Genomic DNA, 26,968 nt, shown 5'->3' on the forward strand with positions numbered 1-26,968 from the left:
TCCGCGTCGAATGATTACAGGATTACACAGCAAGCGCTCACCGCGCGAGGAGTTCCGCGAGCTCGTCCGGCGTCGTGACCGGCAGGTCGCACACCACCCCGCGGCAGACGTGCGCGGCCGGCAGCCCGTCGACGGTCCCGCGGTCGGCCAGCAGCGGGACGCCGTCCGCCTCCGGTGCCCCTGCGACGACCACCGAGCCGCCCGGCGCGGCCCGCCGGGCCCGGTCCGTCAGCGGCCCGGTCCCGGGCTCGCCGACCACCGCGACCTGCACCGGGCCCGCGACCAGCGCCTCGGCCGCGGAGAGCCAGTGCCCGAGGAACCGCGGCGCGCGCGGCACCAGGGTCCCGACCGTCCGCACCATCTCCTCGGCGGCCGCCCGGTAGCCCGCCGCACGCTCCGGCGGCGCCAGGACCGACGCCGTCACCAGCGCCTCGGCCAGCGCGGACGACCCGCACGGTGACGCGTTGTCGGTCAGTTCGCGGGGCCGGTGCGGCAGCAGCGCGGCGTCCGGGGCGTCGGCGGCGGTGTCCAGGTACGCCCCGGGCCGGTCGTCGGCGGCGAACCGCTCCCGTGCCGTGTCGAGCAGGTCGAGCGCCGCGGTGAGCCGCTGCGGGTCGCCGGTCGCCTGGTGCAGCGCCAGCAGCCCGGCCGCGAGCAGCGCGTGGTCGGCGAGGACGGCGTCGGCGGGCCCGGGCACACCGTCCCGCGACGAGCGGCGCAGCCGGCCGTCGACGACGTGGACGTCCAGCAGCAGGTCGGCGATCTCCCCGGCGGCCCGCACCCACTCCGTACGCCCAGACGCGGCTCCGGCCTCGGCCAGCGCGACGACGGCGAGCGCGTTCCACTCGGTCACGACCTTGTCGTCGCGGGCGGGCTGCGGACGCGACGACCGCGCGTCGAGCAGCGCGGAGCGGGTCCGTTCCCACCATGCGGCGTCGTCCGGGTCGCGGCGCAGCTGCAGGGTCGAGGCGCCACCGTCGGCGGTCCCGGCCGCGGTCACACCGAGCAGCTCGGCGGCGCGGTCGCCGTCCTCGGTGCCGAGGACCGCGCGCAGCTCGTCCGGCGTCCACACGTAGGTGAGCCCCTCGACGCCACCGGCGTCCGCGTCCAGCGCGGAGGCGAGCCCGCCCTCCGGTGTGCGCAGGTCCCGGAGCAGGAACTCCGCGGTCGACACGGCGACCCGCTCGGCGAGCACCGATCCCCGGCGCCCCAGGTGGGCGTACACGCGGAGCAACAGGGCGTTGTCGTAGAGCATCTTCTCGAAGTGCGGGACCACCCAGGCGTCGTCGGTGGAGTAGCGCGCGAACCCCCCGGCGAGCTGGTCGTGGACCCCGCCGCGCGCCATCGCCTCGCAGGTGCCGGTGGCCAACCGCCACGCCCGGTCCGAGCCGGTCCGCTCGTGGTGCCGGAGGAGGAACTCGCAGACCATCGACGGCGGGAACTTCGGCGCCCGGCCGAACCCGCCGAGCTCGTCGTCGTGCTGCGCCGCGAGCTGCTCGACGACGTCGTCGAGGGCCTGTTCCCCGACGACGACCGGCTCCGGGTCCGCGGCGGCCTGCTCCGCCAGCTGCTCGGCGATCTGCCCGGCGGCGAACCGGACCCGGTCGCCGTCGGACGCCCAGGCCGAGGTGACGGCGTCGAGCACCTGCCGGAACGACGGCAGACCGTGCCGCGGCTCGGCGGGGAAGTAGGTGCCGCAGTGGAACGGCTCACCGTCCGGGGTGAGGAAGCAGGTCATCGGCCAGCCACCCTGCCCGGTCATGGCCTGGGTGGCGGCCATGTGGACGGCGTCGACGTCCGGGCGCTCCTCCCGGTCCACCTTGATCGCCACGAACGACCGGTTGACGACGGCGGCGACGCCCGGATCGGAGAACGACTCCCCCGCCATCACGTGGCACCAGTGACAGGCCGCGTAGCCGACGGAGAGGAGCACCGGCACGTCCCGGCGCCGGGCCTCGGCGAACGCCTCCGTCGACCAGGGGTACCAGTCGATCGGGTTGTCGGCGTGCTGGAGCAGGTACGGACTGGTGGAGGTCGCGAGCCGGTTCGGCATGCCGGCCACCCTGTCAGACCCCGGTCAGGAGCTGCGGGAGTCCGCCTCGTCGTCGGTGCCCGCGGCCGGCTGCTCCTCGAACGACTCCGGCAGTCGCTTGATCCGCTTGCTCATGTTGCGGATGAGCAGCACGGTCGCGAGCAGGAGGACCAGCACGATCGCCAGTCCGACGGGTGCGGCGTTCCCCCACTCGGGCAGCTGCCCGGGGGGCGGCGGGCGGTCCTGCGCGGGGACCACGAAGCCCGTCGCCACCATCTGCACGGTCGCCACCGCGTTGTCGATCAGCACCGCAGTACGCCTCCGAACTCCATGACCGTGCACGCCCGGGCCGCCGGACGGCCCGTGACCAGGCTACCGCCGGGTCAGCCCGCCCTGCGCTGCTCCCCGGCCGTCTCGGCGAGCTCGAACGGGATGCCGGTGAACAGGTCGTCCTCCGGGGTGGTGGTCTCCACCAGCGAGTGCACCAGCTCGTAGTCCTCGGTCGGCCACACCCGGGCCTGCACCTCGAGCGGGGTGAAGAAGAACCGGCTGTCCGGGTCGATCTGCGTCGCGTGCGCACGCAGGGCGTCGTCGCGGCGGCCGAACCAGTCCGAGCACGGGACCTTGGTGGTCACCCGGGTGCCCGGGTCCGGCCGGTCGGACGTCCAGTTGGCCAGCCACTCGGCGTAGGGCGACTCCTGCCCGGACTCCAGGATGGCCTGGTGGAACGCCTCGAGCCGGGTCCGCGAGAAGCCATGGCCGTAGTACAGCTTCAGCGGCTGCCACGGCGCGCCCGCCTCCGGGAAGCGGGTCGGGTCGCCCGCGGCCTCCCAGGCGGCCATCGAGATCACGTGGGTGCGGATGTGGTCGGGGTGCGGGTACCCGCCGTTCTCGTCGTAGGTGACGATCACGTGCGGACGGAACTCGCGGATGACGCGGACCAGCGCCGCGGTCTGCTCCTCGACGTCGCCGACGGCGAAGCACCCCTCCGGCAGCGGCGGCTTCGGGTCGCCCTCGGGGAGCCCGGAGTCGACGTAGCCGAGCCACACGTGCTGCACGCCGAGGATCTCGGCGGCCCGCGCCATCTCGGCGTTCCGCACCGCGGTCATGTTCTCGAGCACGTCCGGCCGCTCCATCGCCGGGTTGAGGATGCTGCCGCGCTCGCCGCCGGTGCAGGTCACGACCATGACGTCGTGTCCCTCGTCCGCGTACCGCGCCGTGGTCGCCGCGCCCTTCGACGACTCGTCGTCGGGGTGGGCGTGCACCGTCATCAGCCGCGGACGCTCCCCGGGAGCGAGGACGGGTTCGGTGTGGGTCATCGGGTCGGGTTCCTCCACGGTCACCGGGCTCGGGTCCCGCGCACCGGGCGCGGGAGGCGAGGTCGTACTCGGGGACGATCCTGGCAGAGGGGACCGACAGGATCGTTCCGAGCGGGCAGCGCCCGCGTTCTCCAACACCCGTCGGCGCCCGGCTGTTCCCGATCGGCCCACGGTCGGCGAGAGGATCCACCGACACACGGTGGACGGTTCCGCGTCACTTCGGAAGCGATTCCCTGACGTCGTCACTGAAGCTGTCACCTGCGAAAACCGGGGTGTGGGGAACTTCCGCGGCCCGCGCTCCGTTCATCGAACGGCTGCGCCGAGCGGTGCGCCCCGTGCTAAGGTGACTCCCACACGGCCCGCCCGCGGGTCGTGTTTTTCCTTACTCGGGGCGTGCCGTCCGGAGCCGCCACCCCCGTGTGCCCCGCCGGCGCCAGGCGCCCGGCGGAAACACGCCCTGTTTTCCTGGAGGAGTTGATGACGGTGACGGATACCCAGGCCACCTGGCTGACCCAGGACGCCTACGACCGGCTGAAGTCGGAGCTGGACGGGTTGATCGAGAACCGGCCCGTCATCGCCGCCGAGATCAACGCCCGCCGCGAGGAGGGCGACCTGAAGGAGAACGGCGGCTACCACGCGGCCCGCGAGGAGCAGGGCCAGCAGGAGGCCCGGATCCGCCAGCTGCAGGAGCTGCTGCGCACCGCCCAGGTCGGCACCGCCCCGAGCAGCGCCGACGAGGCCGCGCCGGGCACCGTGCTCACCCTCAAGTACGAGGACGACGACGACACCGAGAAGGTGCTGCTCGGCTCCCGCGAGGAGGGCAGCCACGGCGACCTGCAGGTGATCTCGCCGAACTCCCCGCTCGGCGCGGCGCTGCTCGGCGCGAAGCCGGGCGACACCCGCGAGTACCAGCTGCCCGACGGCGGCAGCATGAAGGTCAGCCTCGTCGAGGTCGAGGCCTTCACCGGCTGATCCGGCGCACACACTACGACGGGGCCCGGCCGGTTCGGCCGGGCCCCGTCGGCGTCCCGTGTCCCGGTGGGGCAGGACAGGTGCCGGAGCAGCTCAGGAGGGCGCGGTGACCGCGTGCCCGGTGTCGCGGAGGCCCGCGACGATCGTGTCGCGGTGCTCCGGGCCGCGCGTCTCCAGGCTCAGCTCCACGTCGACCTCGCCCACCGGCAACGCACCGCTGATGCGGGAGTGCGCGACGTCGGTGACGTTCGCGCCGAGCGTCCCGACCCGGGCCAGCAGCTCGGCGAGCGCGCCGGGCCGGTCCGGGATCTGCACGTGCAGGGTCAGGTAGCGCGACGACGCGACCAGTCCGTGCCGGATGACCTGCAACAGCACGAGCGGATCGACGTTCCCGCCGGACAGCACGGCCACCACCGGTCCCGGGAAGCGGCCGGGCTCGGCCATCAGCGCCGCGACCGGCGCCACACCGGCCGGCTCGACGACCAGCTTCGCGCGCTCCAGGCAGTGCACCAGCGCGCCGGACAGCGCGTCCTCGCCGACCGTGACGAGCTCGTCGACCAGGGCCGACACCTGCGGGAACGTGACGTCCCCCGGCCGTCCGACGGCGATGCCGTCGGCCATCGTCCGCATCCCGCCGAGCGGCAGCGGCCGGCCGGCGGCGAGCGACGACGGCCACGCCGCGGCTCCCGCGGCCTGCACCCCGACGATGCGTGTCTCCGGCCGGTGCTCGCGCAGCACGGCCGCGATCCCCCCGAGCAGCCCACCGCCGCCGGCCGAGACGAGCACGGTCCCGGCGTCGGGGACCTGCTCCAGGATCTCGCAGCCGACCGTGCCCTGACCGGCGATGACGTCGGGATGGTCGAACGGGTGCACCAGCACGGCGCCCGACTCCCGGGCGGCCGCCGACGCCGCCTCCACCGCCTCGTCGACCGTCCGCCCCGTCAGGACGACGTCGGCGCCGTAGCCGCGCGTCGCATCGACCTTGGGCAGTGCGGCACGTTCGGGCATGAACACCGTCGCCCGCACGCCGAGCAGCCGCGCCGCGAGTGCGACGCCCTGGGCGTGGTTCCCGGCCGAGGCGGCGACCACCCCCGCGGCCCGCTCGTCGGCGGTGAGCCGGGCGATCCGGGTGTACGCACCGCGGATCTTGAACGAGCCGGTGCGCTGCAGGTTCTCGCACTTCAGATGGACGGGCGTGCCGGTGAGGTCGGAGAGCGCGCGGGCGCCCGCGACGGGGGTGGTGCGGACGACCCCCTTGAGCAGCTCACGAGCGGCGAACACGTCGGCGGAGGTGACCGGTGGGGTGACGGGGGCGTCCGGTGGGGCGACCATCCGGGCAGTCTCGCACCCGCGGCGGTAGCCTCGGTGGTGTCTCACCGGGCGTGATTCCCCAGTAGCTGCGCGTCCGGTGTCGGGAGGGACTCGCTGATGACGCGGCTGCGCACGACCGTGCCCCTGCTGCTGGCCGCCGGGCTGACCGTGCTGGCCGTGGCGACGGTGCGCGACGCGGGCTGCGACGACCCGGGTCACTACGAGCCGCGGACCGACGGCACCTGGTCGCTGGTCGGTGGGTGCATCGAGCCCGGCGACCTGGTCGTACCGCCGCCGCCCGCGGTCGCCGACCCGGTGCCCTCCCCGGAGCAGTCCCGCAGCTGACGCCGCGCTGCCCCGGGGCGGGACGGGTCAGCGGACGATGTCGAGGGCGGTCCGCAGGTCCTCGAGCAGGTCGTCGGCGTCCTCGATGCCGACCGACAGGCGCACCAGGTTGTCCGGCACCTCGAGCATCGACCCCGCGGTGGACGCGTGCGTCATCTGGCCCGGGTGCTCGATCAGCGACTCCACCCCGCCGAGCGACTCGGCCAGGGTGAACAGCCGCGTCTCGGCGCAGATCCGCAGGGCCGCGTCCCGCCCACCGGCGGCCAGGAACGACACCATCCCGCCGAACCGGCGCATCTGCTTCGCGGCGACCTCGTGCCCGGGGTGCGACGGCAGGCCCGGGTAGAGGACCGACGCCACCGCCGGGTGCGAGCCCAGCATCTCGGTGATCCGCTCGGCGTTGTCGCAGTGCCGCTCCATGCGCACCGCGAGCGTCTTCGCCCCGCGCAGGGTCAGCCAGGCGTCGAACGGCCCCGGCACCGACCCGACCGAGTTCTGGGTGAAGGAGATCCGCTCGGCGAGCTCGCCGTCGTCGGTCACCAGTGCACCGCCGACGACGTCGGAGTGCCCGCCGACGTACTTGGTCGTCGAGTGCACGACGACGTCGGCGCCGAGCGCCAGCGGCGTCTGCAGGTACGGCGACGCGAAGGTGTTGTCGACGACGAGCCGCGCACCGGCCTCCCGGGCCACCCCGGCGAGACCCGCGATGTCGGCGATGCCGAGCAGCGGGTTGGTCGGGGTCTCCGACCAGATCACCTTCGTGGCCGGCCGGATCGCGGCCCGGGTGGCGTCGAGGTCACCCAGGTCGACCGGGGTGTACTCGATGCCGGTCCCGGACAGCACCTTGTCGACCAGCCGGAACGTGCCGCCGTAGGCGTCGTGCGGGATGACGATGTGGTCACCGGGCCGCAGCAGGATCCGCAGGAGGGTGTCGGTGGCCCCCATGCCCGACCCGAACGCGTGCGCGTGCCGGCCGCCCTCGAGAGCGGCGAGGCACTCCTGCAGCACCGTCCGGGTCGGGTTGGCGCTGCGGGAGTACTCGTACCCGCTGCGGGTGCCGCCGACGCCGTCCTGCGCGAAGGTCGAGCTGGTGTGGATGGAGGTCGTGACCGCACCCGTCGTGGGGTCCGGTTCCTGACCGGCGTGGATGGCACGCGTGGAGAAGCCCTGCATGTCCGCGGAGGCTACTCCCGCCCCCGACGTCAGCCGTTGCCGAGGAACCCGATGACGTCGGAGCGTGTGACCACCCCGGCCGGCTTGCCGTCCATCAGCACCAGCGCCGCGTCCGCCTTCGCGAACGCCTCCATCGCGTCCTGCACCGACTCGCCCGCGCCGAGCGTCGGCAGCGGCGGGGACATGTGGTCCTCCAGCCTGTCGGCGAGCTGCGCACGGCCGGTGAACAACGCGTCGAGGAGGTCGCGCTCGACGACCGCCCCCGCCACCTCCGCGGCCATCACCGGCGGCTCGGCCTTCACGACCGGCATCTGCGAGACGCCGAACTCGCGCAGGTAGAGCGCCGCGTCGGCGACGGTCTCGTTCGGGTGGGCGTGCACCAGGGCGGGCATCGACCCGTCCTTGCGGCGCAGCACGTCGCCGATGGTGGCGCCCTCCGACGGCGGCAGGAAGCCGTAGCTGGCCATCCACCGGTCGTTGAAGACCTTGCCCAGGTAGCCGCGGCCACCGTCGGGCAGCAGCACGACCACCACGGCGTCGGCCGGGAGCGTCGCGGCGACCCGCAGCGCGGCCACCGCCGCCATCCCGCAGGAGCCGCCGACGAGCAGCGCCTCCTCCCGGGCGAGCCGGCGGGTCATGTGGAAGGAGTCGGTGTCGGAGACGGCGACGATCTCGTCACAGACGTCGCGGTCGTAGGTGGTCGGCCAGAAGTCCTCACCGACGCCCTCGACCAGGTACGGACGCCCGGTGCCGCCGGAGTAGACCGAGCCCTCCGGGTCCGCGCCGATGATCTTCACGGCACCGCCGGAGACCTCCTTGAGGTAACGCCCGATGCCCGAGATGGTGCCGCCGGTGCCGATGCCCGCGACGAAGTGCGTGATCTTCCCGTCGGTCTGCTCCCAGATCTCCGGGCCGGTCGAGTGGTAGTGGGACTCCGGGTTCGCCGGGTTGGCGTACTGGTTGGGCTTCCAGGCGCCGTCGATCTCCTCGACGAGCCGGTCGGAGGTCCGGTAGTAGGAGTCCGGGTGGTCGGGGTCGACCGCCGTCGGGCACACGACGACCTCGGCCCCGTACGCCTGGAGCACGTTGCGCTTGTCCTCGCCGACCTTGTCCGGGCAGACGAAGACGCAGTGGTAGCCCTTGCGCTGCGCGACCATGGCCAGCCCCACGCCGGTGTTGCCCGACGTCGGCTCGACGATCGTCCCGCCGGGGCGGAGCTCCCCGGATGCCTCGGCGGCCTCCACCATCCGCAGGGCGATCCGGTCCTTCACCGAGCCGCCCGGGTTCAGGTACTCGACCTTGGCGAGGACCGGCGGGGCGATCCCCTCCGCCGTCGCCCCCAGCCGGACGAGGGGTGTGTTCCCGACCAGGTCGACGACGTGTTCGACGTAGCGCATGTGCGCATCCTCGCACCGATCACTCACGTTCGACCGACCGCAGCCCCGTCGACGGCCGCCACCACCGCACGACGAGCCGGTTCCGGGCGTCGTTCAGGCCGGTCCACACGACCTCCGAGAGGTCGGCCCGGAACGCGTCGCCGGCGACCGGGCCGGACAGTGGACCGTTCCAGACCGCGCGCCCGGACACCTTGAGGTCACCGTCACCGAGATCGCCGCCGGACTGGTCGGCGGGTGCGGCGTGCAGTGCGAAGCGCGGGTCCCGCCGCAGGTCGGCACCCTTGCGGGAGCCGGGCATCGATCCGAAGGCGAGTTCCGTGGACGGCCCCGCGTCGTCGAGCACCACCTCGATGCCGGAGACCCGGGGCGAGCCGTCGGCGCGCAGGGTCGCGATCACCAGGGCCACCCCCCGCTGCAGGATCCGCTCGGCCAGACCGGCGAACTCGGGTTCGGCCGCCCGGAACTCTCCCCACGACGTCATGGGTGCAGCATGCCCGCCACCCCTGACAGGTTCGTCACGTCCGGGCGGGCACCGCTGTTACCGCTGAGTAGTCTCGGTCCGGACACATCCTGCGATGGAGGAGGACGACGATGCCCGAAGCCGTGATCGTCGCCGCGGCCCGGTCCCCGATCGGCCGCGCGAACAAGGGCTCCCTGGCCGGGATGCGCCCGGACGACCTGACCGTGCAGATGGTGCGCGCCGCACTGGACCAGGTGCCCGCACTCGACCCCACCGAGATCGACGACCTGATGCTGGGCTGCGGCTTGCCCGGGGGCGAGCAGGGCAACAACCTGGCCCGGATCGTGGCCGTGCAGCTCGGCTACGACTCGCTGCCCGGCACGACCATCACCCGGTACTGCTCCTCGTCGCTGCAGACCACCCGGATGGCGCTGCACGCGATCAAGGCGGGCGAGGGCGACGTGTTCGTCTCGGCCGGGGTCGAGACGGTGTCCCGCTTCCCGCGGGGCACCTCGGACTCGTGGCCGGACACGCACAACCCGCTGTTCGCCGACGCCGAGGCCCGGACCGTGGAGACGGCGGAGAAGGGCTCCGAGACCTGGACCGACCCGCGCGAGCAGAACCTGCTGCCCGACGCCTACATCGCGATGGGCCAGACCGCGGAGAACCTCGCCCGCCACAAGGACGTCTCCCGCGAGGACATGGACCGGTTCGCGGTGCGCTCGCAGAACCGCGCCGAGCAGGCCATCGCCGACGGGTTCTTCGCGCGCGAGATCACCCCCGTCACCCTGCCGGACGGCACCGTCGTCTCCACCGACGACGGCCCCCGCGCCGGCACCACGTACGAGAAGATCTCCGAGCTCAAGCCGGTGTTCCGGCCCGACGGGCGGATCACCGCGGGCAACGCCTGCCCGCTCAACGACGGCGCCGCGGCCCTCGTGATCATGTCCGACACGAAGGCCGAGCAGCTCGGGCTCACCCCGCTGGCCCGGGTCGTCTCCACCGGCGTCACCGGGCTCTCCCCGGAGATCATGGGCTACGGCCCGGTCGGCGCCTCCGAGCAGGCGCTGCAGCGCGCCGGGCTGACCATCGACGACATCGACCTCGTCGAGATCAACGAGGCGTTCGCCGCGCAGGTCCTGCCCAGCGCCCGCGACCTGGGCATCGACGAGGAGAAGCTGAACGTGCACGGCGGGGCGATCGCGCTCGGCCACCCGTTCGGCATGACCGGCGCCCGGATCACCACCACGCTGCTCAACGGCCTGCGCTCCACCGGCGGCCGCTACGGCCTGGAGACCATGTGCGTCGGCGGCGGCCAGGGCATGGCGATGGTGCTCGAGCGCCTGTCGTAGCTCCGCACCGCGGTACGACGGGCCGGTCCGCACCGTGCGGGCCGGCCCGTCGTCGTCCGGAGGGTCGGTGTCGTCCGGAGGGTCGGTGTCGTCCGGAGGGTCGGTGTCGTCCGGAGGGTCGGTGTCGTCCGGAGGGTCGGTGTCGTCCGGAGGGTCGGTGTCGTCCGGAGGGTCGGTGTCGTCCCGGCGGCACCGGGTACCCGCCGTCGGCGTCCAGGGCCGATCGGACGATTAACGTTCATTTCTTGAACACAGGGGACGCGGGATAGGCTCGGACAGGAGACGCCGTCCGACGGAAGCAGGTGGCGCGGCATGGACGTCCGGTTCCCGGACGGTCGACCGGGCTCGCAGACCGCGCTGCGCCGGGCGAACCGGGACCGGGTCGTCTCGGAGCTGACCGGCACCGGGGACGCGGCGACGCAGGCGGATCTCGCCCGCTCGACGGGCCTCGCTCCGGCGACCGTGTCGAACATCGTGCGGGAGCTCGAACGCGACGGCGTGGTCGAGGTGTCCGAGACCGGACGGCGCAGACGGGTGCGCCTGCGGGCCGACGTCCCCGCCGCGCCGGCCGCCGGTGTCGACTACGGCCACCGGCACGTGACCGTGGCGATCGCCACCCCCGACGGCCGGATCACCGCCGAACGGCGCGCCGACCTCGCACCGGACCTCCCCGCCGAGCAGGGCATGGAGATCGCCGCCGGACTCCTGCGGGAGACGCTGGCCGAGACCGGTACGGAGCTGGGCGACCTGGCGGGTATCGGCATGGGCCTGCCCGCCCCGATCGACGTCAGGTCCGGCAGCGTCGGCTCGCTGACGATCATGCCCACCTGGGTGGGCCTCCCGGCGGCGGCGCTCGCGGAGCAGAAGTTCGGCCGTCCCGTCGTGGTCGACAACGACGCGAACCTCGGCGCGATCGCCGAGTCCCGCTGGGGCCGGGGTGCCGGTGTGGCCAGCCTCGTCTACCTGAAGCTCTCCGAGGGCGTCGGCGCGGGACTGATCATGGACGGCCGGCTGTACCGCGGCCCCACGGGCACGGCGGGCGAGATCGGGCACACCACCGTGGACGAGTTCGGCGCACTGTGCCGCTGCGGCAACCGGGGGTGCCTGGAGACCCTGATCGCCGCCAGGCACGTCATCGAGCTGCTCCGCCCCGTCGTCGGGGGCGAGCTCACGATCGGCGCCATCGCGGCCCGGGCACGTGCGGGCGACCGGGCGTGCGCCCGGGTCGTCGGGGACGTCGGCCTGCAGGTCGGCAGGGCGATCGCGGACGTGTGCAACATCCTCAACCCCGAGCTGCTGATCGTCGGCGGGGAGCTCGCCCAGGCGGACGAGCTGCTGCTCGAGCCGATCAAGCAGGTCATCGCCCGGCGCGGGATCCCGAGCGCGGTCGACCAGCTAGAGCTCACGACGGCGGCCTTCGGAGCGCGGGCGCACGCGCTCGGCGGCGTCGCCCTGGCCTTCGACGCCGCCGGCATCTCCACGTGATGAACACATCGCGCGTCTTCGCCTGAGGTTCTTGCCTATTTCTTGAACGGTGACTACGGTCACTCCTCGACGCGGACGCCCGATCGGCGGCCGCAGCAGTCCGCACGAGCACTGCACACCACACCCCCTTCCCACGCCCGTCGGCGGGGCGCTCCGGCGCGCCGCCGACGAGCGCTGTCTCCGGGTGCCGGCCGAGGGAGCCCTGCGCATGAGCGAACACCGTTCGATCGATGACGAGCCGTCCGTCTTCGACGGCGACGACGAGGGTGCCGGTACCGGCGTGGTGCGGATCGCCTCCGTCGCCGCGCTGGGCGGTCTGCTGTTCGGCTACGACAGCGCCGTGATCAACGGCGCCACCAGCTCGATCAAGGAGGTCTACTCCATCGGTGAGGGGCCGCTCGGCTTCGCCGTGGCCTCGGCCCTGCTGGGCGCCGCGGTCGGGGCCTTCTCGGCGGGGCGGATCGCCGACCGGGTCGGCCGGCTCCAGGTCATGAAGATCGCGGCGGTGCTGTTCCTGCTGAGCGCCGTCGTCACCGGCATCGCCCCGAACCTGGAGATCCTGGTGCTCGGCCGGGTGATCGGCGGCTTCGGCGTCGGGATCGCGTCGGTCATCGCACCGGCCTACATCGCCGAGACCTCGCCGGCCCGTATCCGCGGGCGGCTCGGGTCGCTGCAGCAGCTGGCGATCGTGAGCGGCATCTTCCTGTCGTTGCTGGTCGACTGGCTGCTGGCCGAGACGGCGGGCGGCGCGGACCAGCAGCTGTGGCTGGGCATGGAGGCCTGGCGCTGGATGTTCCTGTGCATGGCCGTCCCGGCGGTCGTCTACGGGGCGCTGGTCACCACCATCCCCGAGTCGCCGCGGTTCCTGATCGCGCAGCAGCGCATCCCGGAGGCCCGCACGGTGCTCACGGCACTGCTCGGCGAGAAGAACCTGGACATCACGATCGACCGGATCCGGTCGACGCTGGACACGGCGACCACGCCGTCGTGGCGCGACCTGAGGCGGCCCGGTGGCGGGATCTGGCCGGTCGTCTGGGTGGGGCTGTTCCTCTCGATCTTCCAGCAGGCCGTCGGCATCAACGTGATCTTCTACTACTCGAACGACCTGTGGCAGGCGGTCGGGTTCGCCGAGAGCGCGTCGTTCGGGATCAGCGTGTTCACCTCGGTGGTCAACATCGCGACGACCCTCATCGCCATCGCGCTCGTCGACAGGATCGGACGGCGGCCGCTGCTGCTGATCGGCTCGGTCGGGATGGCGGTGTCCCTCGGCGCCATGGCGGTCTGCTTCGCCACGGCCGGGACCGGGGCCGACGGCCGGCTCGAGCTGACGGGTGCCGCGGGCCCGGTGGCGCTCGTCGCGGCGAACCTGTTCGTCATCGGCTTCGGCATGTCGTGGGGGCCGATCGTGTGGGTGCTCCTGGGCGAGATGTTCCCCAACCGCATCCGGGCCGCCGGCCTGTCACTGGCCGCCGCGGGTCAGTGGGCCATGAACTGGCTGATCACGGTGACGTTCCCGGCGCTCGCCGCGTTCTCCCTCGGCTTCGCCTACGGCCTCTACACGCTGTTCGCCGTGCTGTCGCTGATCTTCGTGGTCCGGTACGTCGCGGAGACGAAGGGCCGCGCGCTCGAGGACATGGAGGCGTCGTGACCGCCCGTCGGTCGTGCCGGCCGGGCACCCGTGCGTGGTCCGGGGTCCGTTTCGTGCCGGCGGCACCGGGTAGGCCGCCGTCGGCGGCACCGACGCCCGCCGTACCGATGTGACCCGAGGAGGTCCGTATCTCCGCGAACGACCCGCACCCCGCCGACTCCACCCCCGGTCTCGACGCCTTCGTCGCCCGGGTCCGCGACCGCGCCGGTGTCGACACCGCGTCCGAGGCCGAGGCGCTGGCCCGCGCCACCTTCCACCGTCTCGGCGAGCAGATCAGCCGCGGCGAGGCCGAGAAGCTGGCCCCGGCCCTGCCCACCGAGCTCTCCTCGGAGCTGCTCGCGCAGGCGACCGGGCAGGCGCGCGGCTTCGATCGCCGCACCTTCGTCGACGCCGTGTCCGGCGCGACCGGTGACTCCGACATCGAGCAGGCCGACGCGCGGGTCGCCGCCGTGCTGGGCACCTTGGACTCGTGGGCGGACCTGTCCGACACCGTCGAGCAGCTGCCGGACGGGCTCGCGGCGATGGTCCGCGCGCGCTGACCCGCCCGCGGACTCAGGCCGCCGACGGGCCGGGCGGGTCGATCCGCACCCCGGTGGCCTCCAGCTCGGCCTCGGTGCGCAGCCGTGCGAGATCACGACCCGGGTCGAGCGTCCCCGTCACGCCGCCGCGCTCGACGAACGCCCGCAGCGGCGGGTCGTCGACGCCGGTGGCCCGGCACGTGGCGAGCAGGACGTCGTCGTAGGCGGCGAGCAGCGCGAGCCGGCGGACCCGGGTGGTGGGTGGTGGCCCGCGGCGCATCCGGTCGAGCCGGCGGAGATCGGCGACGAGCCGTTCCAGCGGCGGTCCGGCGGGTACCGGCGGCGGTGGCCGTCGTCGTCGCCAGGACCGGGCCACCCACCGCAGGACAGCGGGCAGGCGCACCAGCAGCCACAGCAGTACCGCGGGACCGAACGAGACACCGAGGAAGACGGCGAGCCCGGCGAGCACCGGGTCGTTCCCGGGCATCCGCCCGACGGTACGCCCGGCCCGGGACACCGGGAAGCGCCCGGCCGGGCGCACGAAGGGCCCCGGTACGACGACGCCGCGGACACCCGTGAGGGCGTCCGCGGCGCGTGGGACCGGAGGGGGCGATTCCGGCCCGCTCCCCGGCCCGCAGGGGCCGGGTCGTCGTGTGACCTGCCGCTAGTTCTGCTGGAAGTAGCTCAGCAGGCGGAAGATCTCGATGTACAGCCAGACGATCGTCGTCATCAGGCCGAACGCGATGTACCAGGAGTACTTCTCCGGCACGCCGGACCGCACGGCGTTGTCGGCGGCGTCGAAGTCGAGCATCAGGCTGAACGCCGCCACACCGATCACGACGAGGCTGAACAGGATCGCGAGCGGGCTGCCGTCGCGGAGGCCGAGGCCGCCACCGACGAAGAAGCTCATGACCAGGTTCGCCAGCATCAGGACGACGACGCCGATCATCGCGCCCATGATCCACTTGGTGAACCGCGGCGTGACCTTGACGGCGCCGGTCTTGTAGAGGACCAGCATCCCGAAGAACACGCCCGCGGTGCCGATCACGGCCTGGAAGGCCACGGTCGGGAACATCGCGGAGATGGCGCCGAGCGCGGCACCCATCGCGACCGAGTAGGTGATGGTCAGCGGGGCGCTGGGCTTCTGCTTGAAGATGACGACCAGCGACACGATCAGACCGACGACGAAGCCGGCGATGCCGATCGCCATGCCGATCGGGCCGAGCATCCCGGTGACGACACCGGAGACGAGCGCCAGGACGGCACTGATCGCCGTCTTCTGGACGATGTCGTCGATCGTGATCGGCCGACCGGTCTCCTGCGCGGCGCGCGGGTCGATCTGGGACGACTGGGCGCCGGCGTAGGCGGTGGCTCCGCCCATCATGCCGCCGCCCGAGCCGCCGAACGTGGCGTAGCCGCCCTGCCCACTGGTGGGCAGGTTGCGGAACGCCGGGTTGCTCGTGGAGCGCACCTGGATCCTCCTCGACGGACGTGTGCGGGACCCGCCATCGGCGGGCCCTCGCATCTGTGCAACGTCGAGGGAGCGCCGGAGGTTCCCGCCGGTAAAAGAAAATTTACCGCTTGCCGGTCACCGGGCGACAGGGCACTCCACCAGGACCGACCCGGCTCCTCACTCGGGGCGTCCCACCTGCGGGAACGTGCGCGTCGCCGGCGGCTCGTCGCGCACGGCGGGGATGTCCGGCGTCGTGTCGTCGCGACGGTCGGCCTGCTCCCCCGCCTCGAGCGGCGCGTCGCCCCGCAGCTCGGAGCGGATCAGCCCCGGCCAGCGCCCGACGGAGCTGAACACCGCGTGGGCCGCACGGCGGCCGGGCGGGCTGAGCAGCGCGACGACGACCAGCAGCAGCGCGACGGCGAGTGCCGTCACACCTCCGGTACCCGAAACGAGCACGGGGGACCTCCTCGTGACCCGGGCGTCCGGCCGGGGGCCGCCGAACCCGCCCTGCCCTGATCAACGAGCCGGCGCCCGACCGGTCACGTAGCGGGCGCCGACGCGACCGGCGTACTACGGTCGCGGGAGGACGAGGACGACGAGGAAGGTGGGCCGGACCGTGTGGGCGTTGCTGTCCCGGCACCTGCGGGTGTGGCTGCTGCTGGCGGTGGGTGCGCCGGTTCTCGCCTGGCTGCTCGGCAAGCTCGGCGCGGCGATCGAGCGTCGCCGCGGGCCGAACGCACTCAGCAAGCTCTCGCACGCCGGCAGGCGGTTCCTGGAACGCCGCTCCCGCGGCCCGCTGCGACACCGCGAGCAGCCCGATCCGGACCGGCTCGCCCGCTGACCCGGGTACCCGGTCACTCAGACCGGGAGGAGCCTGCGCAGACCCCAGCCGCGCCGCCGGCGACGGCGTCGTGGCCGCGCCGTCGCGGGGGTCGGGTCCAGCTCGGTGCACCGGTCGCACGGGGCGCCGTCGGCCTCGATCAGCGGCGCCGGCGACACCAGATGTCCGCAGAGCGCCTCGAACCGTCCGGTGTGCGTCGCGTGCGGTGCACAGAGTTCCGAACCGATCACTTTGTGTGCACGATTGTCGATCACCGACGTCAAGGTCAGCACATCGAGCTCGTCCGCGTCAGTACTCCGGTCGGCTGTCACGACGACGACCGTCCGGAGTCACATCCGTGCGTCGACCGGCGCATTTTCGGAACTCCTTCGCGGTGGATCACTCCTATGGTCGACGATGCTCGTTGCGGATGCAAGTGCGAACGCACACCCACTTGTGACACTCCGCAGTTGGTCGAACGCTCCTGGAGGCCCCTGTGAGCCACCCGAACGGAACCCGCGCCGCCGATCTCGGACCGGTGACGTGGCGTCGCCCGGCCGGTGCGTCCGCCGACGACGAGAGCGTCGAGTTCGCCGTGCTCGACGACGGCCAGGTGGCCGTCCGCAACGCCCGCGACCCCGAGGGCCCGGTGCTCGTCTACACGCCCGCGGAGATCTCGGCGTTCGTCGACGGCGCGAAGAAGGGCGAGTTCGACGACATGGTGGAGTGAGCCGCCCGGGTCAGGGCAGCAGCGCGTCCGCCTCGCGCCACATCCGCTCCACGACGTCCCCGGCCGGGTCGGTGGTCGAGCGCGCCGCGGCCTGGCCCGCCCAGTGGTTGGCCCGGTCCACCCGGCCGGGCTCGCCCGCGCGGTAGCGGGCCACCATGCGTCGCTGGTGGGGGTAGGGCGCCGGGGCCGGGGCGTCCGGCCGGGCCCAGGCCCGCACGAAGTCGGTCGGGACGGCACGGGCCAGACGCCCGGTGTACGCCCGCGTGGTCACGGTCGCCTCGGGGGCGAGGCCGTCGAAGGTCGCGGCCCAGCCGTCGTCGATCCCGGCCTCGGGGGTGCGCAGCAGCGCCGTCCCGACCTGTGCGGCGCTCGCGCCGAGGGTCAGCGCGGCGGCGAGCGAACGGCCGTCGGCGACCGCCCCCGCCGCGACGACCGGCACCGTGAGCGCGTCGGCCAGCCACGGGACCAGCGCGAACAGCCCGACCACGGTGGACTCGGCGTCGGCGGGGTCGGTGGTCCCGCGGTGCCCGCCGGCCTCCATCGCCTGCGCGACCACGACGTCCGCGCCCGCCCGCTCGGCCGCGAGGGCGTCGTCGCGGGTGGTGGCGGTGGCGAACCAGGCGATGCCCGCGTCGTGCGCGGCCGCGACCTGGTCGGGGCGGAGCAGACCCATGATCGTCGAGACGGCGGTGGGCCGGGCCTCGAGCACCGCGCCGAACTGGGCGTCGACGTCCGGGCCGGGGCCGGGCGGGGGCGCCGGACGGCCGCCGAACCCGGCCAGGAACGCGTCGGCAGGGCCGGTCGCGGCCTCGACCGGCGGGTCCGGGATCCACAGGTTCAGCTGGAACGGGGCGTCCCCGGCGAGCTCGCGGAAGCGCCGCGCCCAGGCCGCGATCCGCTCCGGCGGGTCGTTCACGACGCCCGCGGCGCCCATTCCGCCCGCCGCGGCGACCGCGGCCGCCAGCTCCGGCGGGCAGGCGCCCGCCATCGGTGCCTCCAGGACCGGCGCCCGCAGGCCGTACCGCGTGCAGAAGTCCGTCGTCCGTACCCGCGCGTCCACGGGGACGAGTCTGCACCCGATCCGGCTGGACCCGCGGCGCGCGGGAGGGAAGGATCACCGCAGAGCCCCGACCCGAAGGAGCCCGCTCCCTCCATGACCGGCCCGTCGTTCCTGGAACAGCTCCGCGTGCACGCCCCCGAGTCGCTGCCGGTGAACCTGCCGCGCGATCCCGCGCAGCGGGTGCCCGCCGATCTCCGCGCCCCGCACGGCACGACGATCATCGCTTTCACCTGGGCCGACGGTGTGCTGCTCGCCGGCGACCGGCGAGCGACCTCGGGCAACGTGATCGCGCAGAAGGACCTGGTCAAGGTCATGGCGATCGACGACACGTCGGCCGCGGGCTTCGCCGGGTCGGTCGGGCACGCGCTGCTGATGCTGAAGATGTTCGCGGCCGAGGTGGAGCAGTACGAGAAGGTCGAGGGCTCCCCGATCAGCCAGGACGGCAAGATCCGCCGGCTGTCCACCGTCGTCCGGGAGAACCTGGGGGCGGCGATGCAGGGCTTCGTCGCGCTGCCGTTGTTCGTCGGCTACGACCCGGCCGACGCCGATCCGGCTCGGATCGTCACGTTCGACCCGTCGGGCAGCATCGCCCGCAACCGTTCCGGCTACACGAGCATCGGCTCGGGGTCGTACTTCGCCGAGGCGTCGCTCAAGAAGCTGCACCGCCCCGACACCGACCGCTCCGGGGCGATCTCGCTCGCCGTGAACGCGCTGTGGGACGCCGCCGACGACGACACCGCCACCGCGGGCCCCGACCTCACCCGCGGGCTGTTCCCGAACCTGATCACCGTGACGGCCGCCGGTGCCGAGGAGGTCGACGAGGCGGAGGTCCGCACCGCGACCGAGGCCATGCTGGCGGCGCGGGCGGAGCGCCCGGGCGGCTGAGCGTCGCGAACCCGCTGGCGCCGGACCGGCCCGCCCTCCAGGATCGCCCGCCGTGACCGACCTCCTGCGCGAGCAGTTCGACCTGACCTGGGCACTGGCCGAGTACCACCTCGAACGGCTGACCGACGACGACCTCGCCTGGGCCCCGGCGCCGCTGCACTGGACCGTGCACCGCGGCCCGGACGGCCGGTGGACGCCCGACTTCCCCGCCGACGGCACCGAGCCCGATCCTGTGCCGGCCCCGACCGGCGCCTGGATCGCCTGGCACCTGCTGTGGTGGTGGGGCACCGCCCTCGACGAGCTGACCGGGGTCCCGCGGCGCGACCGGGACGACGTCGTCTACCCGGGCAGCTCCGCCGGGGTGGCCACCGCCCTGCGCGCCCTCGCCGCGTCCTGGTCGGACGCCCTCGGTACCGCGGACCGGGACCGCCCGGTCGGGTTCCCCTGGCCGGAGGGCCACGACGTCCGGCAGATGCTCGGCTGGGCGAACGCCGAGCTCATGAAGAACGTCGCCGAGCTGGGCCAGCTGCGGGTGCTGCGGGGCGCGGGGGCCTGACCGGTCAGTGCCGGGCGCGCTCGGCGCGGTCGAGGCCGACCACCCCGACGGCCGCCACCACGAGCACCACCAGCGGGTAGAGCCACGGCAGCGGCGGTGCGTCCCCCACGACGAACCGCCAGAGGCCGATCCCGCCGGCGAACAGGTACTGCAGCAGCGGGATCAGGCCGAACACGATCCCGGCGAACCCCAGTGCGTTCTGCGCTGTCTTCACGATGACTCCCCTCATTGCAATGCAGATGCATTGCAACACTCCCGCGGACATCGTGTCAATGCGATCGCATTGCTACGGTGGGCGGCATGCCGCGCTCCGTCGACCACGAGGCCCGCCGCACCGAGATCGCGGAGGCGGTGCTCGCGATCGTCGCCCGGGACGGCACCGAGGCCGTGTCGCTGCGATCGGTCGCGGCCGGGGCGGGGATCTCGATGGGCCGGGTGCAGCACTACTTCGCGAGCAAGGACGCGCTCCTGCTGCACGCGCTGGAGCTCTCCCACCGGCGGATGGAGACCCGCATCGAGGCGCGGGCCCGGGCGACGACCGGCGGGGAGCGCGAGGTGCTGGCGACGATCCTCGACGAACTGCTCGGCGGGCACCCCGAGTCGCGGGACGCGCTGCGGATCCACGACGCGTTCGCCAGCCGCCGTACGGACGAGAAGGCGCAGGCCGTCCTCACCGACGGCGACGACGAGATCCTGGCTCTCGCCGTCCGGGTGGTCGCCGACGCCGGATCACCCGACCCGGAGACCGACGGCTACGCGCTGATGGCACTCACCGCCGGCCTGTCCGGTGACGTCGTCCAGCACGGGGCGCCGATCGAACGGGCCCGGCGGACCCTGGTGTCGATGCTCGACCGGCTCGCACCGCCGCGCTGAACCACCCCTACCTGCGCCGGTAGTGCAGGAACACGAAGCCGTTGCCGAACCGCCGCTCCCCGGCGAGCTCCAGCCCCGTCCGGACGCCGTCGGGCAGCGCCCGCAGCCCACCGCCGACGAGCTGCGGCACCAGGTAGAGCTCGACGTCGTCGACGATGCCGGCCCGCAGCGCCGCCGCCGCGAGCGTCGGGCCGGAGATCGACGCGTCGTTCGGCGCGGCGTCGACGACCGCGCGCGCCGCCACCGGGTCGAAGGTGCGCTCCAGGGTGGTCCGGGCCGTCGTGACGGCGGGCAGCGTCGCCGAGTAGACGACCTTCGTCGCCGCCCGCCAGGTCCGGGCGAACTCGAGGTCCGGCTCGGGCCGGCCGGAGGTGACGTCCTCCCAGCCCACCATCTCCTCGTACATCCGGCGGCCGTAGAGGTGCGTGTCGGCGGTGCGCTCCCGTTCGGTGACGAAGGCGAGGACCTCGTCGTCGGGCATCGCCCAGTCGTAGCGGCCGTCGGGGTCGGCCAGGTAGCCGTCCGCCGACATGATCACGATGTAGCGCAGGCGACCCATTCGTCCCTCCCGCGGCGCACGGTGCGCCGTCCCTCCCCTATGGACCGCGGCCGGGTGCGGAACTCATCGGTCCGGGGCCGGGACCGCGCAATGGCCTCCTGGGATCCGGCGGGATCGGCCGTCGTCAGGGGCCACCGGCCCGGGCATCCTCGGCGTCACCGATCCGACGACCGAGGAGACCCGCCGCGCCGTGTACGTGCCGTCCCACTTCGCACCCGACGACGAGGCCGTGCAGCAGCTGCTCGCCCGGCACGGCGCCGCGGACCTGGTCACCTGCGGTCCCGACGGGCCGGAGGCCACGCTGCTGCCGTTCGTCCACGACCCCGCCGAGAACGTCCTGCTGGGGCACCTCGCCCGCAACAACGACCACTGGACCCGGATGGACGGGCAGCGCGGGCTGGTCATCCTGCGCGGTCCCGACTCCTACGTCAGCCCGTCCTGGTACGCCTCGAAGGCCGAGCACGGCCGTGTCGTGCCGACCTGGAACTACGTGACCGCCCACGTCCGCGGCACGGTCACCGTGCACGACGACGTCGACTGGCTCGACGGCGTCGTCCGGCGGCTGACCGACCTGCACGAGGCCGGCCGGGCGGCGCCCTGGCGGGTCGACGACGCCCCGGAACGCTTCTACCGCGGTCAGCTGCGTGCCGTCGTCGGTGTCGAGGTCCGGATCGAGCGGATCGACGCGAAGTTCAAGCTGAGCCAGAACCGCCCCGCCGCCGACGTCGACGGCGTCGTCCGCGGGCCTGCGCGCGGACGAGGACACCGCGGGGGCCGACGCCGTCGCCGCTCACCGGTCGTGAGCTCCGCGCGAGGCTCGCGGTCCTCGCCACGGCGAGGACCATGCCGGTCGCGGGACGGGTCGTGACCGAGGACGACCGGCAGCTCCCGGTCTCCGCCCCCGAGACGACCCTGGACCGATGAGTTCGTGACGTGCGCCGGGTCGACACGGGTATGAGCGACACGGCTGCGGGCAAGGTCGTCGTGAACCGGGCGATGTCGCTGGACGGCTTCATCGCCGGTCCCGGCGACGCCATGGACTGGGTCCTCGAGTACCGGACCCAGACGGGGTTCCCCGAGGTCATGGAGGCCACCGGCGCCATGCTGGCCGGCCGGGGCACCCACGAGGTCGGCAGGCGGATGGCGCACGGCGGCACCGACACCGACTACGACGGGGGGCCGGTGTTCGTCCTGACGCACCGCCCGCCGGACGAGCCGGAACCGGGCGTCACGTTCCTCACCTGCGGTCTCGACGAGGCCGTCGCCACGGCGCGCGCCGCCGCGGGCGGGAAGGACCTGGAGATCCTCGGGGCCGACGTGGCCTCGCAGTGCCTGCGGCGGGGACTCGTGGACGAGATCCTGGTGTACGTCCTGCCGGTGCTGCTCGGTGACGGCGTCCGGTTCTCGACCCCGGGGCTCGGCAGGATCGACCTCGAGCCGGTGGGCAACAGGCAGTCGGGGCCGGTCACACTGCTCCGCTTCCGGGTGCGGACCAGGGACTCCTGACCGGCGTCGGTGTGCCGCCGGCCGCGCCGCCCGTCCGTCCGGGCACGTCCGGCCCCCGCCGAGATGCGGCTCAGCGCGAATCGCGGATCTCCGGACGACGCTGATCTGCATCTCGGCGAGGGACTGCGTTCCGCGGAACGCGGACCGACCGCCACGGACGGTGTGCCAGGCTCGGCCGCGTGCCCGACACCTCCCAAGATCCTTCCGGACCGTCGGGTCGGCCCGTGGCGAACGACTACGACGCCGTCGCCGAGGCGTACACGGCCGAGACCGAGCACAATCTCGTGAACGGCTACTACGAACGGCCGGCTCTCCTCGACCTGGCCGGTGACGTCCGGGGTCGACGGATTCTCGACGCCGGCTGTGGGTCGGGCCCCCTGCTCGCGTCTCTGAGGGACCGCGGCGCGACCGTGACGGGCGTCGACTCCAGCTCCGCGATGCTCGCTCTCGCCCGGCGTCGGCTCGGCGACGACGCGGCCCTACAGCTCATCGATCTCCGCGACCCACTGCCGTTCCCCGATGCAGCGTTCGACGACGTGATCGCGTCGCTGGTCCTGCACTACCTCGAGGACTGGTCCGGCCCGCTGACCGAACTGCGACGTGTCCTTGTTCCCGGCGGAAGGCTCATCGTGGCCGTCGACCATCCGTTCCAGAGCCAGATGCAGGCCCCGTCCGGCGCCGACTACTTCGCGCTCCGGCCCTGGTCGTTCACCTGGAATCTCGGCGGCCGGACCGCCCCGATGACCTTCTGGCACCGGCCGCTCCACGCCATGACCGATGCCTTCACCGCGGCGGGCTTCCGGATCACGGTCGTCAGCGAACCACCGGTAGCGCACGGCGCCCGGGAGGCGTTCCCCGACCAGGTGGCGACCATGCCGTCGGGCGCGTTCCTGTGCTTCCTGTTCTTCGTCCTGGAGGCCGTGTGAGCGCACATCATGCATGGTGCGCTCCACAGGTGGATGCCTGCGGCGACGCGCTGGGCCCGGCCACGAGTGTCGAAGCAGCTACTCGAGCTGCTGAGACCGTCGGACAGTCAGCGCGGGCGAGAGGTGCGGTTCGCGCGCATCCTCATGGGCCGGCCGTAGCTGGCGGACCGCAGGCCAGCACGAGAAGAGCCCGGGAGTGTCCGAGCGCACCGGGACCGAGCTCGCCCGGCCGACCGTCCGGGCACGTCCGGCTCCCGCCGAGATGCGGCTCAGCGCGAATCGCGGATCTCCGGACGACGCTGAGCTGCATCTCGGCGAGGGGCTGCGTTCCGCGGAACGCGCCGCGGGACGTTCACCGACGTTCGAGGCGCTCCTCCAGGTGGACGGTGACGGTGTCGCCCACCTGCTTGCCGATCGCCGCGCGGACCGCGGCGGTCACCGGCAGTTTGTGGGTTCCGTCGCCCAACGCCATGAAGGAGCCCCGGAACGGGTGGCCGTCGATCGTGCCCCGGACCTTGACCAGACCCCGGGTACCGAAGAACTCGGCGGACCAGCCGGTGCGCAGGTGGACCCACCCACCCGGTGCGTCGCTCTTCCGGAGGGTGCCGGTGAACCGGTGGTCGAGGGCGTGAGTGGTGGATGCGCTCATGGCGGTCTCCTCGTCGGACGGCTCGTCCGGGCTGCGCGTGGCCCGCACGAACGAGGAGACCGGCACGGGACGAAGGACTCATCGGCGCTCGGCAGTGACTGCGGTCGGAGGTCCGGTGCAGACCGACGATCCGACGGCGGACAGGCACCGCTCCGCCGCACGGTCCGGCGGGGTGCCCCTGGTCAGAGAGGTAGCGTCGGGGCCGGATCGGGGTGCCCCCGGTCGGACTCGAACCGACACTGGGACCCTTTTAAGGGGCCTGCCTCTGCCGTTGGGCTACGGGGGCGCCGCACCAGCCTATCCAGGCGGGAGGCCGGGATGACGAGCACCGAGAAGGTGGACCTGCGCGGAGCCGCGGCCACCCTGCTCCTGACCCTCTACATGCGACGCCAGGACGCCCGGTCCCGGCGCCCGATCCTGGGCGACCCGTACGCCGAGGAGGTCTGGGACCGCATCGAGCACGACGTCGGGGGCCTCTGGCAGTTCACCGGGGACGTCTCCACCATCGCCTGCCGCTCCGCGATGCTGGACCGCTGGACCCGCGAGTTCCTCGACGCCGAGCCCGGCGGCCAGGTCCTGCACCTGGGCTGTGGCCTGGACAGCCGTCCGCTGCGGGTCGGGGTGCCGGAGTCGTGCCGCTGGCTCGACGTCGACCAGCCCGAGGTCATGGACGTCCGGGGCCGCCTCTACGACCTCCCCGGCCACGTCCTGCAGGTCCCGGGGTCGATCACCGACGACGACTGGTGGGACGCCGTCGATCCCGCCCGGCCCACGCTGGTGGTCGCCGAGGGGCTGTTCATGTACGTCCCGCCGGAGGACGTGCACGCCACGGTCGACCGGGTCGTGCAGGGCACGCCACGGTCGGTGCTGGCGTTCGACGCCGTCGCGCCCTGGACGGTCGGGGTGTCCCGCTGGACGCCGACCTTCCGCGCCGTCGGCACCGAGTTCCGCTGGGGCTGGGACCCGGCAGGGTTCGCGCACCGGCACCCGCGCCTGCGGGAGCGCGACGACGTGTCGGTCTACGACGAGGTGACGCTCGTGGAGCCGAGGATCTGGCTGCGGCCGCTGCTCTCCGCCGCCGGCCACCTGCCGGCGCTGCAGGACGCGATGCGGCTGCACCGCTTCACCACCGGCTGAGCCCCGCGACGCAGATCCTCGCCGAGATGCGGCTCAGCGCGATGTGTGGATCATCGGACGACGCCGAGCTGCATCTCGGCGAGGATCGGACGGGGCCGGACGGGTCATCGTCCGGCCGGGGAGAGTCCTGCGGCGCGGGCGGTGTCGGCCAGGACCTGCTCCAGCATCGCCGGGGTCAGGCGTCCGGTGAAGGTGTTCTGCTGGCTCACGTGGTAGCAGCCGACGATCGCCAGTGGCTCCCGGTCGTCGTCCGCGGGATGCAGGGTCACCGACGCCCCGTGCCCGAACCTCGGCGCCGGGCGGGGCACCGTCCAGCCCGCGCCGGCGAGGACGGGCAGCAGCGCCTGCCACCCGAAGCCGCCGAGCACCATGATCGAGCGGACGGTCGGGGCGAGCAGGTCCAGCTCGCGTTCCAGCCAGCCCCGGCAGGTGTCGCGCTCGGCGGGCGTCGGCTTGTTCGCGGGTGGCGCGCAGTGCACCGGGGCGGTGATCCGGACGCCGTACAGCTCGAGCCCGTCCCCGATGTGCGTGGCCGTGGGCTGCGACGCGAGCCCGACGGCGTGCAGCCCCGCGTACAGCACGTCGCCGCTGCGGTCCCCGGTGAACATCCGGCCGGTCCGGTTCGCGCCGTGCGCGGCGGGTGCGAGTCCGACGATCAGCATCCGGGCGTCCGGCGGGCCGAAGCCGGGCACCGGGCGTCCCCAGTAGGTCTGGTCGCGGAACGCGGCCCGCTTCTCGACGGCGATCCGTTCCCGCCACTCGACCAGCCGCGGGCACGCCCGGCACCCGGAGATGTCCCGGTCGAGGAGGTCGAGCGGGCCGGGCAGGTCCCGGGTCATGCGATCGAGCGCGCGATGCCGTCCAGGATGTCGTGCTCGGACACGACCACGGATCCGACGCCCGCGCGGGTGTGCAGCTCGTCGGCGAGGGCCTGCACGACCAGCGAGCCCGCCCCGATGACGTCGACCCGTCCCGGGTGCAGCGACCCGTGCTTCTCTCGCTCCGAGCGCGACGAGTGGATGAGCAGGTCCGCGACGCGGTGCAGCTCCTCGCGGGTCAGCGTGGAGTTGTGCACCTGGTCGCGGTCGTAGGCGGGGAGCTCCTGGGCGATCGCCGAGAGCGAGGTGATGGTCCCGGCGACGCCGACCCAGGTACGGACGCCCTCGACCGGCACCGCCTCGAACGCCGACGACAGCACCTCGGCGGCGACCGCGCGGGCGGCGGCGATCTCGGACTCCGACGGCGGGTCCGACGGCAGGCACCGCTCGGTCAGCCGTACCGATCCCATGTCCACCGACTTCGCCGCGGTCACCTCGGCGACACCGTCGCGCAGCTCCCCCACGACGACCTCGGTCGAGCCGCCGCCGACGTCGGTCACGACGAACGGGCCGTCGTCCGGTTCGAGATCGCCGACCGCGCCGACGAACGACAGCCGGGCCTCCTCGTCGCCCGTGATGATCTCGGCCTCGACGCCGAGGGTGTCGCGCACCATCGCGAAGAAGTCCTCGCGGTTGGACGCGTCGCGGGTCGCGGAGGTCGCGACCATCCGCACCCGCTCGGCGCCCTTGCGGCGGGCGGCGACGGCGTAGTCGACGAGCGCGGCGCGGGTCCGTTCGAGGGCTTCCGGGTCGAGCCTGCCGGTCGCGTCGACGCCCTTGCCGAGCCGCACGATCCGCATCTCGCGGTGCAGGTCACGCAGCTCCTTGCGGCCGTCGAACGCCTCGGTGACGTCGGCGACGAGCAGGCGGATCGAGTTGGTCCCGCAGTCGATGGCGGCCACCCGCGACATCGGCACTCCCAGC

The 26,968-nt window shown here is 73.4% G+C and carries 32 protein-coding genes and 1 tRNA gene; 15 read left to right on the forward strand and 18 right to left on the reverse strand.

Translation table 11 applies throughout. From position 1 onward, the window contains the following. Positions 1–37 precede the first annotated feature (37 nt). The 3 genes from AD017_RS09440 to mca all read right to left on the reverse strand — a co-directional run bounded on the left by AD017_RS09440 (position 38) and on the right by mca (position 3,351). Positions 38–2,053 carry a thioredoxin domain-containing protein gene (locus tag AD017_RS09440; protein WP_060576317.1) on the reverse strand — a complete coding sequence of 672 codons (2,016 nt, stop codon included), beginning with the start codon at positions 2,051–2,053 and terminating at the stop codon, positions 38–40. A gap of 24 nt (positions 2,054–2,077) precedes the next feature. Beyond that, positions 2,078–2,341, reverse strand: coding sequence for a hypothetical protein (locus AD017_RS09445; RefSeq protein WP_010243006.1), 264 nt, complete (start codon positions 2,339–2,341; stop codon positions 2,078–2,080). 74 nt (positions 2,342–2,415) lie between these two features. Further along, on the reverse strand, positions 2,416–3,351 hold the full coding sequence (gene mca / locus AD017_RS09450) for a mycothiol conjugate amidase Mca (protein ID WP_033200678.1): 936 nt from the start codon (positions 3,349–3,351) through the stop codon (positions 2,416–2,418). A gap of 483 nt (positions 3,352–3,834) precedes the next feature. Between mca and greA the strand changes: the two genes are divergently transcribed. Further along, the gene (gene greA, locus AD017_RS09455) at positions 3,835–4,323 is read left to right on the forward strand and encodes a transcription elongation factor GreA (RefSeq protein ID WP_010243002.1); all 489 of its coding nucleotides are present in this window, start codon (positions 3,835–3,837) and stop codon (positions 4,321–4,323) included. Between the two features lie 93 nt (positions 4,324–4,416). On the opposite strand, the gene ilvA is transcribed toward greA, so the two are convergent. Beyond that, positions 4,417–5,655: a threonine ammonia-lyase gene (gene ilvA, locus AD017_RS09460; protein WP_060573977.1), complete on the reverse strand. Its 1,239-nt coding sequence runs from the start codon at positions 5,653–5,655 to the stop codon at positions 4,417–4,419. A 96-nt stretch (positions 5,656–5,751) separates the two neighbouring features. Between ilvA and AD017_RS09465 the strand changes: the two genes are divergently transcribed. After that, positions 5,752–5,979: a hypothetical protein gene (locus tag AD017_RS09465; RefSeq protein WP_010242998.1), complete on the forward strand. Its 228-nt coding sequence runs from the start codon at positions 5,752–5,754 to the stop codon at positions 5,977–5,979. 27 nt (positions 5,980–6,006) lie between these two features. On the opposite strand, the gene AD017_RS09470 is transcribed toward AD017_RS09465, so the two are convergent. From AD017_RS09470 to AD017_RS09480, 3 genes are read right to left on the reverse strand one after another with little or no spacing between them, the layout of a single operon-like run. Next, positions 6,007–7,152 (reverse strand): cystathionine gamma-synthase, encoded by a 1,146-nt coding sequence (locus AD017_RS09470; protein WP_060573978.1) that lies wholly within the window; start codon positions 7,150–7,152, stop codon positions 6,007–6,009. A gap of 29 nt (positions 7,153–7,181) precedes the next feature. After that, the gene (locus tag AD017_RS09475; protein ID WP_010242993.1) at positions 7,182–8,549 is read right to left on the reverse strand and encodes a cystathionine beta-synthase; all 1,368 of its coding nucleotides are present in this window, start codon (positions 8,547–8,549) and stop codon (positions 7,182–7,184) included. Positions 8,550–8,568: 19 nt separating this feature from the next. Continuing rightward, on the reverse strand, positions 8,569–9,030 hold the full coding sequence (locus AD017_RS09480; protein ID WP_010242991.1) for a pyridoxamine 5'-phosphate oxidase family protein: 462 nt from the start codon (positions 9,028–9,030) through the stop codon (positions 8,569–8,571). 110 nt (positions 9,031–9,140) lie between these two features. Here AD017_RS09480 and AD017_RS09485 point away from each other — a divergent pair, with 110 nt between their 5' ends. The 4 genes from AD017_RS09485 (at position 9,141) to AD017_RS33300 (ending at position 14,033) form a co-directional block, all read left to right on the forward strand. After that, positions 9,141–10,361, forward strand: coding sequence for an acetyl-CoA C-acetyltransferase (locus AD017_RS09485; protein ID WP_010242989.1), 1,221 nt, complete (start codon positions 9,141–9,143; stop codon positions 10,359–10,361). 312 nt (positions 10,362–10,673) lie between these two features. After that, a complete protein-coding gene (locus AD017_RS09490) occupies positions 10,674–11,846 on the forward strand; it encodes an ROK family transcriptional regulator (RefSeq protein ID WP_060573979.1) in 1,173 nt (390 codons plus the stop codon). A 208-nt stretch (positions 11,847–12,054) separates the two neighbouring features. Then, entirely contained in the window at positions 12,055–13,494 is a 1,440-nt protein-coding gene (locus tag AD017_RS09495; RefSeq protein WP_029240085.1) for a sugar porter family MFS transporter, read from the forward strand. A 128-nt stretch (positions 13,495–13,622) separates the two neighbouring features. Continuing rightward, on the forward strand, positions 13,623–14,033 hold the full coding sequence (locus tag AD017_RS33300) for a DUF2267 domain-containing protein (RefSeq protein ID WP_075299480.1): 411 nt from the start codon (positions 13,623–13,625) through the stop codon (positions 14,031–14,033). A 13-nt stretch (positions 14,034–14,046) separates the two neighbouring features. Here the strand turns inward: AD017_RS33300 and AD017_RS09500 are convergent, their stop codons facing one another. The 3 genes from AD017_RS09500 to AD017_RS09510 form a co-directional block, all read right to left on the reverse strand. Beyond that, on the reverse strand, positions 14,047–14,499 hold the full coding sequence (locus tag AD017_RS09500) for a hypothetical protein (RefSeq protein WP_145982708.1): 453 nt from the start codon (positions 14,497–14,499) through the stop codon (positions 14,047–14,049). 177 nt (positions 14,500–14,676) lie between these two features. Further along, complete coding sequence (locus tag AD017_RS09505) at positions 14,677–15,483, reverse strand: Bax inhibitor-1/YccA family protein (RefSeq protein WP_010242976.1); 807 nt, start codon at positions 15,481–15,483, stop codon at positions 14,677–14,679. Positions 15,484–15,642: 159 nt separating this feature from the next. Then, positions 15,643–15,921 (reverse strand): hypothetical protein, encoded by a 279-nt coding sequence (locus tag AD017_RS09510; protein ID WP_139323764.1) that lies wholly within the window; start codon positions 15,919–15,921, stop codon positions 15,643–15,645. A 148-nt stretch (positions 15,922–16,069) separates the two neighbouring features. Here AD017_RS09510 and AD017_RS09515 point away from each other — a divergent pair, with 148 nt between their 5' ends. Beyond that, the gene (locus AD017_RS09515) at positions 16,070–16,306 is read left to right on the forward strand and encodes a hypothetical protein (RefSeq protein WP_010242972.1); all 237 of its coding nucleotides are present in this window, start codon (positions 16,070–16,072) and stop codon (positions 16,304–16,306) included. A 17-nt stretch (positions 16,307–16,323) separates the two neighbouring features. On the opposite strand, the gene AD017_RS09520 is transcribed toward AD017_RS09515, so the two are convergent. Continuing rightward, positions 16,324–16,536 (reverse strand): hypothetical protein, encoded by a 213-nt coding sequence (locus AD017_RS09520; protein ID WP_060633595.1) that lies wholly within the window; start codon positions 16,534–16,536, stop codon positions 16,324–16,326. A 245-nt stretch (positions 16,537–16,781) separates the two neighbouring features. Between AD017_RS09520 and AD017_RS09525 the strand changes: the two genes are divergently transcribed. Further along, complete coding sequence (locus AD017_RS09525) at positions 16,782–17,015, forward strand: DUF397 domain-containing protein (RefSeq protein ID WP_010242967.1); 234 nt, start codon at positions 16,782–16,784, stop codon at positions 17,013–17,015. Positions 17,016–17,025: 10 nt separating this feature from the next. Here the strand turns inward: AD017_RS09525 and AD017_RS09530 are convergent, their stop codons facing one another. Continuing rightward, a complete protein-coding gene (locus tag AD017_RS09530) occupies positions 17,026–18,075 on the reverse strand; it encodes a nitronate monooxygenase family protein (RefSeq protein ID WP_060573982.1) in 1,050 nt (349 codons plus the stop codon). Between the two features lie 93 nt (positions 18,076–18,168). Between AD017_RS09530 and prcB the strand changes: the two genes are divergently transcribed. Together prcB and AD017_RS09540 are read left to right on the forward strand one after the other, a co-directional pair. Continuing rightward, positions 18,169–18,960 carry a proteasome subunit beta gene (prcB, locus tag AD017_RS09535; RefSeq protein WP_010242963.1) on the forward strand — a complete coding sequence of 264 codons (792 nt, stop codon included), beginning with the start codon at positions 18,169–18,171 and terminating at the stop codon, positions 18,958–18,960. A 52-nt stretch (positions 18,961–19,012) separates the two neighbouring features. Further along, complete coding sequence (locus AD017_RS09540; RefSeq protein ID WP_060573983.1) at positions 19,013–19,516, forward strand: DinB family protein; 504 nt, start codon at positions 19,013–19,015, stop codon at positions 19,514–19,516. Positions 19,517–19,520: 4 nt separating this feature from the next. Here the strand turns inward: AD017_RS09540 and AD017_RS09545 are convergent, their stop codons facing one another. Beyond that, complete coding sequence (locus AD017_RS09545) at positions 19,521–19,730, reverse strand: hypothetical protein (protein ID WP_060573984.1); 210 nt, start codon at positions 19,728–19,730, stop codon at positions 19,521–19,523. A gap of 86 nt (positions 19,731–19,816) precedes the next feature. Between AD017_RS09545 and AD017_RS09550 the strand changes: the two genes are divergently transcribed. Continuing rightward, positions 19,817–20,389, forward strand: coding sequence for a TetR/AcrR family transcriptional regulator (locus AD017_RS09550; RefSeq protein ID WP_010242957.1), 573 nt, complete (start codon positions 19,817–19,819; stop codon positions 20,387–20,389). Positions 20,390–20,396: 7 nt separating this feature from the next. Here AD017_RS09550 and AD017_RS09555 read toward each other — a convergent pair whose 3' ends face one another. After that, a complete protein-coding gene (locus AD017_RS09555) occupies positions 20,397–20,948 on the reverse strand; it encodes a dihydrofolate reductase family protein (protein WP_060573985.1) in 552 nt (183 codons plus the stop codon). A gap of 190 nt (positions 20,949–21,138) precedes the next feature. On the opposite strand from AD017_RS09555, the gene AD017_RS09560 reads away from it, so the two are divergent. The 3 genes from AD017_RS09560 (at position 21,139) to AD017_RS09570 (ending at position 23,380) form a co-directional block, all read left to right on the forward strand. Next, positions 21,139–21,816, forward strand: coding sequence for an FMN-binding negative transcriptional regulator (locus tag AD017_RS09560; RefSeq protein WP_145986081.1), 678 nt, complete (start codon positions 21,139–21,141; stop codon positions 21,814–21,816). Positions 21,817–21,902: 86 nt separating this feature from the next. Next, positions 21,903–22,454, forward strand: coding sequence for a dihydrofolate reductase family protein (locus AD017_RS09565; protein ID WP_010242951.1), 552 nt, complete (start codon positions 21,903–21,905; stop codon positions 22,452–22,454). A gap of 224 nt (positions 22,455–22,678) precedes the next feature. Then, positions 22,679–23,380 (forward strand): class I SAM-dependent methyltransferase, encoded by a 702-nt coding sequence (locus AD017_RS09570; RefSeq protein WP_060573986.1) that lies wholly within the window; start codon positions 22,679–22,681, stop codon positions 23,378–23,380. 352 nt (positions 23,381–23,732) lie between these two features. Here the strand turns inward: AD017_RS09570 and AD017_RS09575 are convergent, their stop codons facing one another. Together AD017_RS09575 and AD017_RS09580 are read right to left on the reverse strand one after the other, a co-directional pair. Then, the gene (locus tag AD017_RS09575) at positions 23,733–24,029 is read right to left on the reverse strand and encodes a DUF1905 domain-containing protein (protein ID WP_060576318.1); all 297 of its coding nucleotides are present in this window, start codon (positions 24,027–24,029) and stop codon (positions 23,733–23,735) included. 213 nt (positions 24,030–24,242) lie between these two features. Then, positions 24,243–24,315: transfer RNA gene (locus AD017_RS09580), tRNA-Leu, on the reverse strand. Between the two features lie 32 nt (positions 24,316–24,347). On the opposite strand from AD017_RS09580, the gene AD017_RS09585 reads away from it, so the two are divergent. After that, entirely contained in the window at positions 24,348–25,166 is an 819-nt protein-coding gene (locus AD017_RS09585; protein WP_060573987.1) for a class I SAM-dependent methyltransferase, read from the forward strand. Between the two features lie 104 nt (positions 25,167–25,270). Here the strand turns inward: AD017_RS09585 and AD017_RS09590 are convergent, their stop codons facing one another. Together AD017_RS09590 and AD017_RS09595 are read right to left on the reverse strand one after the other, a co-directional pair. Further along, positions 25,271–26,005: a uracil-DNA glycosylase gene (locus tag AD017_RS09590; RefSeq protein ID WP_060573988.1), complete on the reverse strand. Its 735-nt coding sequence runs from the start codon at positions 26,003–26,005 to the stop codon at positions 25,271–25,273. Beyond that, entirely contained in the window at positions 26,002–26,955 is a 954-nt protein-coding gene (locus AD017_RS09595) for a Ppx/GppA phosphatase family protein (protein WP_060576319.1), read from the reverse strand. The genes AD017_RS09590 and AD017_RS09595 overlap by 4 nt, the downstream gene beginning before the upstream one ends. Between the last annotated feature and the right edge of the window lie 13 nt (positions 26,956–26,968).

The sequence above is a fragment of the Pseudonocardia sp. EC080619-01 genome, from assembly GCF_001420995.1.
Lineage (GTDB): Bacteria > Actinomycetota > Actinomycetes > Mycobacteriales > Pseudonocardiaceae > Pseudonocardia.